Below are 12,118 nucleotides of genomic sequence, written 5' to 3'. Positions count from 1 at the left end.
CATTCTTCAACAGCTGTAAATATCTATTTTAGCATTTTTAAAAAACAATTATTATGAAAAAAATCATTTTTACCGACAAAGCTCCGGCTCCAATCGGACCTTACAATCAGGCTATATTATCAGGAAATACTCTTTATGCATCAGGACAAATAGCAATTAATCCAACTTCCGGAGAACTTGTTACCGAAAATATTAATGATGAAACACATCAGGTAATGCAAAACATTGCTGCTATTTTAGAGGCTGCAAATATGACTTTTGAAAACGTGGTAAAAGCAACCATTTTCATCATGGATATGAATAACTTTGGCGCTATCAATACTGTTTACGGATCATACTTTGACGAAAAAACAGCACCAGCCCGTGAAACTGTTCAGGTAGCTTGCCTGCCAAAAAATGTAAATGTAGAAATATCTGTAATTGCAGTACAATAAAAAATAAAATGATATGCCGTTGCTTTGTAGAAAAACAACGGCATATTTAGTACACTTCCTTTTTATAAAAACAATTATCTGTTGTTTTTCTTCTCCTTATCAATGGATTAGCATAAAAAAAACCGCTTCAGCAATTGAAACGGTTCTTTGAATAATTTAAAAACTTGTGGTATTTTTCTATAATTGTAATGCAATGGCATTTAATAACAATTGTGCTGAAGCCTCATTAGTGGCTAACGGTACATTATGAACGTCGCAAACGCGAATTAGCATGTTTATATCTACTTCATGAGCGTGACTGGCTAAAGGATCTTTAAAAAAGAACACCATCTGCGTTTCTCCAACTGCTACACGAGCAGCAATCTGAGCATCACCACCCAATGGTCCTGATAACATTCTTTTTACTTCAAAACCGGCTTCTATTGCCTTGCTTCCTGTAGTTCCTGTTGCGATTAGTTTTATGTTTTCCCTAATAAGAAGTTCTTTGTTTTTATTTAAAAACTGAAGCATATCTGCCTTCTTTCCATCGTGAGCAATTATAGCTATTTCCATATATTTACTTATTGATTAGCAACATGGTACGCAATCAAACCATCAATTGGTCTTCTTAAAACATTTCCTAATTTAAGTTCGTATTTATCAAAAGTTTCCTGTAATTCATCTTTAAGGTAAAATGCAATTGAACCTACGAAATGAACTGGCACTTCCTGACAATTATCAAACTGTTTGATATAATTTTTAACAAAAGACTTCATCCCTTTGAATATAATCTTTCTACAAAATTCTGAATCTTTATGTTTAATTAAGAACTTTGCAAAAGTCGCTAAATACGCATTAGGGTTTGGTTCTTTGTATAATTTATTCTTGATAAAATCAGCATCCAGGTTGTATTCTTTTTCAAATTCAACCGCTAGTTCTTGTGGCATTTTATTGAAGTAGTATTTTCTAATCAATTCTTTACCAAAAACATTTCCGCTGCAATCATCCATGGCAATATAACCAAGAGATTGTACTTTTTGATGCAATACTTTTCCATCAAAATAGCTGCAATTAGAACCTGTTCCTAAAATACTAACGATTGCCGATTCTCCTTTTGGAGTTGTAGCATATACCGCTGCATAAGTATCTTCGTGAACTTCAACAATTGCATTGCTAAAGTATTCCTGAAAAATTTGAGAAAGTGCAGTCTGCATTCTTTCAGTTCCACATCCGGCTCCGTAAAAGAACAAATGTGTAGCATTTTTTTTATTTTGCAGGATATCAAAACGATCGTTTAATCGTGAAACGATTTCAGGACCGTCAAGAATTTCAGGATTTAATCCTAGTGTTTGTGTTGTGAATAATACTTTTCCATTATCATCAATTGCAATCCAATCGGCTTTAGTAGACCCACTATCAACTATTAATTTCATTTTATTTAGTTTTTGGATTAGTTTTTTCTAAAATTAATCCAAAAATAAACTTTTATAGATTAATTATAGGCCAAACAAAATAAGAAAATCCCGTTACACTTAACCGGCAACGGGATTTCGCAAATTATAAGCTATTATTTTAAACCTGCGATATGCACAGATAAATCGATCAATTTGCTTGAGTATCCGTACTCATTATCATACCAAGATACTAATTTGAAGAAAGTTGAGTTTAAACCAATTCCTGCAGTTGCATCAACAATTGAAGTTCTTTTATCAGAGATAAAATCTTGAGAAACAACAGCATCTTCAGTATATCCTAAAATACCTTTCAATTCGTTTTCTGAAGCTTTTTTCAAAACAGCCATAATTTCTTCGTAAGAAGTTTCTTTAGCTACTTTTACTGTTAAATCTACTACAGAAACGTCAGCAGTAGGAACACGGAAAGACATTCCAGTTAATTTTCCATTTAAAGCAGGAATTACTTTTCCAACAGCTTTAGCAGCTCCAGTTGAAGATGGGATGATGTTGATGCTTGCAGCACGTCCACCTCTCCAGTCTTTTCTAGAAGGACCATCAGCTGTCATTTGAGTTGAAGTTGTAGCATGAACAGTAGTCATTAAACCTTCAACAATTTCGAAATTATCGTGAATAACTTTAGCTAAAGGAGCTAAACAGTTTGTAGTACATGAAGCATTAGAAACTACTAAATCAGTAGCTTTTGCTGATTCGTGGTTTACTCCCATTACAAACATTGGAGCATCTGCAGACGGAGCAGAAATGATTACTTTTTTAGCACCACCTTTAATGTGCTCATTTGCAGTTTCGATTGTTGTAAAAATACCAGTACATTCTGCTACTACATCAACATCAACTTCGTTCCATTTTAAATCAGCTGGATTTCTTTCTGCAGTGATACGGATATTTCTTCCGTTTACATAAAGTTTTCCTTCTTTTACTTCAACAGTACCGTTAAAACGTCCGTGAACTGAATCATATTTTAATAAGTAAGCTAAGTGATCAACATCTAACAAATCGTTAATTGCAACTACTTCTACATTATCTCTATTGAAAGTTTCTCTAAAAACGATTCTTCCGATACGTCCGAATCCGTTTATTCCTAATTTTACTTTTGACATTTTTCTTGATTTTTGCTTTTGTTTTTATTACACTATTTTAAAGTCTAATTTCCTCACAATAAACTTTTTTCTTTTCTACACTTTTATTTTATGTTGACATTATATCAGATACACGCAACAATTCTCTATCTATTTCAGATTTTCCTTTAATTGCTTGTTCCAGAGGAGTTAATGCCACTTTATCTGCTTGTAGTCCAACCATATAGTTTGACTTACCTTCGATTAAAGATTCTACTGCTTTTACACCTAAACGGCTTGCCAGTACACGATCAAAACACGATGGAGAGCCACCACGCTGCATGTGCCCTAATACTGATACTCTTACGTCGTACTCTGGTAAATTAGCTTCAACATAATCTTTTAGTTCGAATACGTTTTTACCAATTTTATCTCCTTCAGCAATAACAACTATACTTGATGATTTTCCTGAAGCTTTACTTTTTTGAAGAGAATCTAATAATCTGTCTAAACCTAAATCTTCTTCAGGAATAAGAATTTCTTCTGCTCCTGCTCCAATTCCGGCATTAAGTGCTATATGTCCTGCATCTCTACCCATAACCTCTACAAAGAATAGACGGTTGTGTGAACTTGCAGTATCTCTAATTTTATCTATACAATCTACGACAGTATTCAAGGCTGTATCATATCCTAAAGTATGACTAGTACCGAAAATATCATTATCAATTGTACCTGGAATTCCCATTACCGGGAAACCGAATTCTGAATTAAAAATTAATCCTCCGGTAAAACTACCATCTCCACCAATTACTACAAGAGCATCTACTCCTGCTTTTAAAAGGTTTTCATGTGCTTTTTTTCTACCTTCCGGGGTTCTAAACTCAACTGAACGCGCCGATTTAAGGATCGTTCCACCTTTGTTTACAATATTATTTACGCTTCGAGGTCCCATTTCTTTGAAATCTCCTTCGATCATTCCCTGATACCCTCTATAAATTCCGATGCATTCTATATTGTGGTAAGCGCATGTTCGAACAACTGATCGTATTGCGGCATTCATTCCTGGTGAGTCTCCTCCTGAAGTAAGAACACCAACTTTTTTTATTGTTTTTGGCATTATTTAAGTATTAAAGTGTAAATCTAACAAACATTCACCACTTTTCAGGTTATGTTTGTACTAAATTAATAAAAAATGTTAAATTCAAACGTTTTCGTTAATAAGTTTTTATTCCTTAAAAAATTCATTTAAAATAATAAAACGTACTTTTTTTGATTAAATATTTAAAATTAACAATAGCTAAATGAAGTGTTATAAAATTGAATAAATTCCGGGATTTTTGAAAAACGTATATTTCTCTAAAATTAGCATAAAAAAAACCATTTAAAAAATGGTTTTTATAAAGTTAACAGTTTTTCAACGTTTATGCTAGTAATCATTATCAGGAATTAAGCCCTGATTGTTTTGTTGTTTGGCTTTTTCCTGCTCTTCTTTCTCTGATTTTTTCTTATTCTCCTTCTCATTATCTTTTTTCTCCTTTTCTGCCGCTTTTTTATTTGTGAAATTAATAAAATCCGGATTTAGATAAGAATCCTGTACATCATTAGAAGAACTTTTTAGCGATCGTTCTATCTTATTATTTTTGAAGATTTTATTCACCAGCTCGCTAAAAGTATCAAAATCTACTTCATACGAAATACCTACACCTTGTGTATATCCTATTCCCTGTCCTATATAATTAATGTCGTTCTCTTTATTAAATAAACGAAGGTTCATCGTTCCGTCTTCATTTACCCTGTAAAGCGCTTCAATATCTCCCACAACTCCGGCCTGAGTTACACCGCCGACAGGAACCCCAACCTTACCATTGATTGTTATTCTTTCGTTTACCTGAGATGTAATATTAGCCACAAATTGACCATCTGCTTCTTGTCCAATTCTTCTATCTGCTGAAATGTAGTTCAAATTAATATTAAACTTATCATTGTCAGACTTAATGATACCTCCTAATAAACTTGCTGCTGTTTCAGCAAAAGTTCCTGATAAATCACCCTGACTAAAACCATCCTGACTCATAAATGAACCTGTTGACAATAAATACAATGCCTGAGTCTGACGAATATCTTTATCATCAAGCTTGTATTGTATCTCCGATTTTAAAACACTACTTACAGACGGAAACTGAATATCAAAATTAGGATCCGGGCTTGTCAAATCTCCTCTTAATCCAATTACAACTTCTACCGGTACTTTTTTATTAAATGACGAATTGTTTAATAATACTGATGGATTCGCAGATGTTCGGTAAACGGCTTCAAGATTCAATTGCGCTTTCATAGGGTTTCCTTCCCAAATGATAGATCCTCCTTTTTTTACTGCAAATTTCTTATCTACAAGTCCACCATACTTAAAGTTATATGTTCCTTCATAAGCCTGGAAATCCCCCCACATATTAAATTTACCTAAAGTATTGATCTTAAACAACAATGACCCGTAACCTTTACCTTTCATACCATGACCCGAGTTTCTATCCAGAATTACTTCAACCTCGGCATCAGGTGTAATATCAAAATCAAACTCTAATTCGAGTCCTTTATAATCTATGTTTCTCTCGGCAATACCATTTGCTAAATTGTACTTTTCTGTTGGCGTTACAAAATGTATCCAGCTGCTTTCGCCAACATCCTGAGCATTATTAATAGGTATTTTGACTTGTGTCCCTTTTTCCGATTTTGCATCTACTTTGATAAACAATCCAGATGTTGGTCCTTTAATACTTGCTGTTCCATTAATGAATGCTGTACCAAAATAAGCAGCATCATCACTATCTTTCGTATCAAGAGCTAATAATCGCTTAGAGGTAATTGTTAAGTCTAATTTCCAATCTGTAAAATTATTATGCTCAATGCTTCCGTTCAGCAATCCTTTGGTTGCAAACTTAGTATCTGTTAACTGATTGTTTCTAAACAAGAATTTTTCATTCGTTAAATCAATAACTGTACGATCACTAAGTTCATAATCTACATTAAGGTAAGGAATTGTCATTCCGGCTTTTTCTACATAAAGACGACCGTTTATCTCCGGTTTTTTCAGATTACCAACTACAGCTGCATTTCCGGAAACTGTTCCTCGAATATTAGATAATACGTCACCTCCAATGGTTCCCAAAGTAGCAAGATTAAATCCTTCGAGTTTTACACTCATATCCAAAACTGTTTCCTTATTTTCTACCGCAAATGTTCCATTTGCTCTAAAAGATTCTGTAAAACCATTTTGTATCGATGAATTTACCGTAAACTTTTTAAAACTTTCATCTCCAGCAATATCAAAATTAAGCGTTCCTAAATCTATTTTATTCAGGTTAAGATGATCGATTACAATAGACGCCGTTGGCTGAAAAACATCTTTATTCTGCTTGTAATTTACACTTCCGTTTAAGTTACCATTGAACACAAAAGAGGTGTTTAGCGGCGTTATTTTATTAATATCTACGTCTTCGAAATTAAGAACGATATCTTTATAATCACTTCCTTTTAAAATACCATTCAAATCGATTTTTTGTTCTTCGTGTGATAAAACAATATTATCGATTGTGAAGTTTTTGAAGTTTTTATCGAAAATAATTTGGTTGTCCTTACCGGCTTCTTCGTTTAAGTACCACAAGTAGTCTTTAAACTTCATTTCCGATTTCTTGATACCCACAACGTTATTCTTATTTTTATCAATGGTATGGTACAAATCGAGATTATAATAATCCTGACCTTTTTCACCACCTTTAAATTCTGAACGAACAAACAACGTATCTTTTGAGGTTACGTTAATTAAATTAAAATCACGAATCTTATAATACGGTGTTTTTATACTATCAAGTTCAACATAAGCATTATAAAGCGGATTCTTATTATCTACACTAATTCGGATATTATCAAAAGTATTATTTGCTGCTGTAATTTTCTTTGATCTGAATCCAAATTTAAATTCCTGCAAATCAGAGTCAATTTTTCCGCGTACCACAGTACTCGAATCAATGTTAATTTCAGGATATAACATTTCGACTACCTTATCATACACATTAAAGTTAAAGCGTAAAAACTGTCCTTTCTTTAATTTGTATGGTTTGTAATTCGTATAAAGACTTCCAATAGAATTCATTACCAATTTGTCTAACTGAGCAAACTGAAACTTTCCGACAATCTTACCATTCACAACATCATTTGAATTTATGGTGATGGTACGTAATTTATCTGCATCAAACTCAGAACTAACCGTTAACAAATCAAATGCATACGTAGATTTTGGATTTTGATAAACAGCATCTTTAATAAAAATATTCCCTTGCAGGTTTTCAATAGAATTTCCGGTTAACTGAACAACAGCGTCACCTTTAAAAATTGAAATGGAATCTTTTAAAAATTTAAGCTTTCGTAAATCGGCATTTTCAACATTAATATGGAAATCATATCGGCTTTCACGTTTACTTAAATCAACTAAACCGTCAAATGTTAGCTTTAAATTAGGATCATTTATTGCCAATTCTCCTTTATAATATGGCAGCTTAAAATTACCATTCACTACAATATTGTGATACGTATATTTATTGTAATCTAATTTTGAAATACCTCCTCTGACAATAGTGTTCAAATATTTTTCTGTAAAACCAACACCATCAACATTTAAATTCAGACTCGTTCTGCCGAGATCTTTTCTGCTTAATAAGGCTCCAACGTCAAAATTATTTAAAACAATATTTCCGGAATACGAAGCTTTATCAATGAAATCCATATTATCCATCTGGAGATCAACCTCACCGTCTCCCAGATCTGTTATCATTTTAAAATTAGCATCCAAAGCGGTCGTTGATACTTTTGTTTTACCAATAATATTAAACTTACCTACTCTTTGAAGTTGTTTCGGAAGGCTTTTACCTAAAACACCAGGCAAAATAGCGACCATATTATCATAGCTTGAAATCAATCTGTCAAACTTTCCTTCCATAGAAAACTTTTGCTCTTCGCTTCCTAAAAGATTTTTAAAATTGATATTTCCTATAATTCTGGAACCATTTGTATCACTTAACCTAAGCGATCTTAGATTCAGGTTATTAAGTGTTCCTTTTAGTTTTGTTTTAATTTTAAAGTGCTGATTCTTACCTAATCCGTCGTAGAAATAACGAATATCATTTGATGCAATCGAAGCTGAATCCAGTACAACATCAAACTTCACTTTATCAGTAAAATCCAAAAAGTCTTCTACTTTATAATTTAAAATTGCTTTTCCATAAAGTGATGATCTTTTGGTTTTAATCGCTAAGTCTTCGAGCTTAATCTGTTTTTTAGTGTAACTAAATTTTCCAGCCAGATTTGAAACATAAAGTCCTCTGTGATCTAAAAAAGAAAACCTGTGTATTATTGTATTTACCTCAGGCCCATATAATTTAAAATCACTGATGTAAGCATTAAGATTTTTAAAGTCCAGAAACTGCTGTGTCTTTTTATTTTCATCTACAACAGAAAAAGCACCTTTATCAATGTAAGCGTTTTTAGCTGTTAATAAAAAATGTTTATTGGTTTTTGAAGGCTGATCAGAGTCAAACAAAGCAATAAATTTATTGATATTATTCTCATCCTCTTCTTTATAGGTTCGCAAATTAAAAACAACACCCGTTAAACGGATATCACCAAAAATTAAATCACCATCTAATAATCTTTTTATGCTTAAAATATCCGTTGCTATAATGTCAGAATAAATTAAAGTCTTTTTATGGTGATCTAAAATCAATACTTTTTTTAGTTTGACTCCACCAAAAATATTGATTGCTACTTTATCTACGGTAATATCAGTTTTAAAATCTGTATTTAAAGTTTCCGTAATATATTTTGCGATTTTTGTCTGTACAATAGGTAGTGACAGCGTAATAGCAATTGCCAGCAAAAGTAAAATTAACCCAATTAGGGTTCTGGATATTATTTTTTTTACTTTTTTGATAGCTGCTTTAATTTTAGTTTAGTTTAAATTTAGTTTGAACAGACAAAGAACTGCTGTTTTTGATAAAAATTCTTTAATTTTGGCTCCTCCATACAAACAAAGAAAATTTAAAATTTTATTTGTCAAATATAATTCAAAATTCGTGCCTTTATATGCAAAATTCAGAGGTTTTTATTCTTGCCATCGAAAGTTCCTGCGATGATACTGCAGCCGCGGTTTTACATAACGACAAAGTACTCTCAAATGTTGTAGCCAATCAGTTAATTCACAATCAATATGGTGGTGTAGTTCCTGAATTAGCCTCCAGAGCGCATCAGCAAAATATTGTTCCCGTTATTGATGCTGCACTACGCAAAGCAAATGTACAAAAAGATCAACTAACTGCTATTGCCTTTACGCAAGGTCCGGGCTTAATGGGATCATTATTAGTCGGCAGTTCTTTTAGCAAATCATTGGCATTGGCATTGAAAATTCCGTTAATTGCTGTAAATCACATGCATGCGCATATTCTGGCTCATTTTATAGACGAAGAAGGATTTGACAAACCTGAGTTTCCTTTCTTAGCCCTTACGATTAGTGGCGGACACACACAAATCGTTAAGGTCAATGGTTTTTTTGATATGGAAATTATTGGCGAAACAACCGATGACGCTGTGGGTGAAGCCTTTGACAAGAGTGCTAAAATTCTCGGACTTCCTTATCCCGGAGGCCCTTTGATAGACAAATATGCACAATTAGGAAATCCAAAGGCTTTTGCATTTACAAAACCAAAAGTACCCGGATTGGATTTTAGTTTTTCGGGACTAAAAACAGCCATTTTATATTTTATTCAGAAGAAAAAAGCAGAGAATCCAAATTTCATCGAAGAAAATCTAAATGATATTTGCGCTTCTATTCAATATACAATCATCGAAATTTTAATGGATAAATTAAAATTAGCGGTAAAAGAGACGGGAATTAATCAAATTGCAATTGGTGGCGGTGTTTCTGCCAATTCAGGAATTAGAACCCGATTAAAAGAAAGTGAGGGCAAATACGGATGGAAAACTTTTGTTCCGAAATTTGAATACACAACAGATAATGCTGCAATGATTGGAATTGTAGGTTATCAAAAATATTTATCAAGCCGATTTGAAAACGCATCAGTAGTTTCTAAAGCAAGAATTCAATTTTAATTATGCAATTATTTTACAATCCCGATATTAACGAAACTACCGAAAGCTTTTCTTTTGACAAAGAAGAAAGCCGTCATATTATAAAAGTTTTACGAAAAAAAGACTCTGATATCCTGCACGTTACGAACGGATCCGGTCTTTTGTTTGAAACCGAAATCACATTGGCTTCTGATAATAAATGTACCGTACAGATTCTGTCCATAACAAAAGCTGACAAACCTAAATTTCACCTGCACTTAGCTGTAGCGCCAACCAAAATGAATGATCGTTTTGAATGGTTTCTGGAAAAAGCTACTGAAATTGGTATTCAGGAGATAACGCCAATTATATGCGATCGCTCAGAGCGAAAAGTAATCAACAAAGAACGTTTTGAAAAGATCATACTTTCTGCAATGAAACAATCTAATGAAACGTTTCTGCCAAAACTGAATGATCCCATTTCGTTTAAAGAATTTATTAAACAGCAAAATGAAGGTTTACAATTGATTGCGCATTGCGAAGAAACCGACAAAAAAACATTAAAAGAGATGCTAAAACCCAATGAGGATGTTACATTACTAATTGGACCTGAAGGTGATTTTTCTGAAAAAGAAATTGCACTGGCTTTAGAGCAAAATTACAAAGCGGTAACATTAGGAAATACGCGTTTGCGTACAGAAACTGCTGCCTTGGTTGGTTGTCACAGTGTTGTGTTTTTTAACGAAAACATCTAATTAAACGAATTCTAGACTGTTATGAAAAGAATATTTTACTTACTATTACTCGTTTCTCTTTCTTCATTTTCACAGGAAATTGCTTTGCTAAAATATAGTGGCGGAGGCGATTGGTATGCAAATCCTACTTCATTACCCAATTTAATACGCTATTGCAATTCGACAATTAACACGCGAATAAAAGCAAAACCATCAACTGTAGAACCAAGTAATCCTGATTTGCTTTCGTATCCGTTTGTACACATGACCGGACACGGAAATGTTGTTTTTAGCGATGCTGATGTAAGTAATCTTAGAAATTATTTAAATGGTGGCGGCTTTTTGCACATTGATGATAATTACGGAATGGATCAGTACATCCGAAAAGAGATCAAAAAGATATTTCCTAATAATAATTTAGTCGAAATTCCTGCCAATCATCCTATCTTCCAAAAACCATTTTCGTTCCCTAACGGATTACCAAAAATTCACGAACATGATGGAACACGCGCTCAGGCTTTTGGAATTTTCATTGAAAACAAACTCGTTTTACTTTATACCTACGAATGTGATTTAGGTGATGGATGGGAAGATGCAGAAGTGCACAACGATCCACTTGTTGCGAGAGATAAAGCCTTAAAAATGGGTGCTAACATTATCAACTATATTTTTACCAATTAAAATTTAAACAGTGCAGCTTACTCACGAAGAAAATCAGTTTCAGCGAAAAACATTTCCGATAACTGTTGTTTGCGACAATATTTATTTTCAGCAAAACATAGGTTCCATTTTTAGAATTAGTGAGGCTTTTGGTGTAGAAAATATTTTTTTTTTAGGTAAAGATATTCCATTAACGCCACGGAAAATAAATAAAACGTCGAGGAGCACACATTTGCATGTACCACATTCAACGATAGAAAAAACAAATGATCTTGCCGAATACCTACTTCAAAATAATTTCGAAATTATTGCGTTAGAGATAACAAGCAATAGCAAACCTCTGAAAGAAGTTACTATACCAAACGATAAAAAAATAGCACTTTTGATAGGAAGCGAAATTGATGGCATTTCAGAAGAGCTTCTTAAAATTTCACATCAGATTGTTCACATCGATATGTTTGGAAAAAATAGCAGTATGAATGTCGTACAAGCTGCAAGTATTGCTTTATACGAGTTAACATCCTCTTAATTTCTTACGTAAATTTACGTGACACTTTACAATGTTTTAACATATTTTTTACAACTTAGCTTACATCGTAAAAAATAATTTAAGAAAAACCATATATTGAATCAAAATTAAAGTCCGAAATATTCAATTGTAAGAA

At 33.0% G+C, this 12,118-nt stretch carries 10 protein-coding genes; 5 read left to right on the top strand and 5 right to left on the bottom strand.

Features of this window, described 5'->3' with window-relative positions:
- The first annotated feature begins 53 nt into the window (after nt 1-53).
- On the top strand, nt 54-434 hold the full coding sequence (locus B0A66_RS19275) for a RidA family protein (RefSeq protein ID WP_089051496.1): 381 nt from the start codon (nt 54-56) through the stop codon (nt 432-434).
- 177 nt (nt 435-611) lie between these two features.
- Here B0A66_RS19275 and B0A66_RS19270 read toward each other — a convergent pair whose 3' ends face one another.
- The 5 genes from B0A66_RS19270 to B0A66_RS19250 all read right to left on the bottom strand — a co-directional run bounded on the left by B0A66_RS19270 (nt 612) and on the right by B0A66_RS19250 (nt 8,872).
- Nucleotides 612-986: a methylglyoxal synthase gene (locus B0A66_RS19270; protein WP_089051495.1), complete on the bottom strand. Its 375-nt coding sequence runs from the start codon at nt 984-986 to the stop codon at nt 612-614.
- A gap of 8 nt (nt 987-994) precedes the next feature.
- The gene (locus tag B0A66_RS19265; RefSeq protein ID WP_089051494.1) at nt 995-1,846 is read right to left on the bottom strand and encodes an N-acetylglucosamine kinase; all 852 of its coding nucleotides are present in this window, start codon (nt 1,844-1,846) and stop codon (nt 995-997) included.
- A 134-nt stretch (nt 1,847-1,980) separates the two neighbouring features.
- On the bottom strand, nt 1,981-2,985 hold the full coding sequence (gene gap / locus B0A66_RS19260; RefSeq protein WP_065450328.1) for a type I glyceraldehyde-3-phosphate dehydrogenase: 1,005 nt from the start codon (nt 2,983-2,985) through the stop codon (nt 1,981-1,983).
- A gap of 88 nt (nt 2,986-3,073) precedes the next feature.
- Nucleotides 3,074-4,060, bottom strand: coding sequence for a 6-phosphofructokinase (gene pfkA, locus B0A66_RS19255; protein ID WP_089051493.1), 987 nt, complete (start codon nt 4,058-4,060; stop codon nt 3,074-3,076).
- A gap of 309 nt (nt 4,061-4,369) precedes the next feature.
- Complete coding sequence (locus B0A66_RS19250) at nt 4,370-8,872, bottom strand: translocation/assembly module TamB domain-containing protein (protein ID WP_244283549.1); 4,503 nt, start codon at nt 8,870-8,872, stop codon at nt 4,370-4,372.
- A gap of 206 nt (nt 8,873-9,078) precedes the next feature.
- Between B0A66_RS19250 and tsaD the strand changes: the two genes are divergently transcribed.
- From tsaD to B0A66_RS19230, 4 genes are read left to right on the top strand one after another with little or no spacing between them, the layout of a single operon-like run.
- Nucleotides 9,079-10,101: a tRNA (adenosine(37)-N6)-threonylcarbamoyltransferase complex transferase subunit TsaD gene (tsaD, locus tag B0A66_RS19245; RefSeq protein ID WP_089051492.1), complete on the top strand. Its 1,023-nt coding sequence runs from the start codon at nt 9,079-9,081 to the stop codon at nt 10,099-10,101.
- Between the two features lie 2 nt (nt 10,102-10,103).
- Complete coding sequence (locus tag B0A66_RS19240; protein WP_089051491.1) at nt 10,104-10,814, top strand: 16S rRNA (uracil(1498)-N(3))-methyltransferase; 711 nt, start codon at nt 10,104-10,106, stop codon at nt 10,812-10,814.
- Between the two features lie 21 nt (nt 10,815-10,835).
- Nucleotides 10,836-11,474: a DUF4159 domain-containing protein gene (locus B0A66_RS19235; protein WP_089051490.1), complete on the top strand. Its 639-nt coding sequence runs from the start codon at nt 10,836-10,838 to the stop codon at nt 11,472-11,474.
- Nucleotides 11,475-11,484: 10 nt separating this feature from the next.
- Nucleotides 11,485-11,982, top strand: a complete 498-nt coding sequence (locus B0A66_RS19230; RefSeq protein WP_089051489.1) for a TrmH family RNA methyltransferase — start codon at nt 11,485-11,487, stop codon at nt 11,980-11,982.
- The last annotated feature ends 136 nt before the right edge of the window (nt 11,983-12,118 follow it).

The organism is Flavobacterium hercynium, from assembly GCF_002217285.1.
GTDB classification, from domain to species: Bacteria; Bacteroidota; Bacteroidia; order Flavobacteriales; family Flavobacteriaceae; genus Flavobacterium; species Flavobacterium hercynium.
Note: the sequence above shows the minus strand (reverse complement) of the source record. Positions and strands in the feature narration are given on the sequence as shown.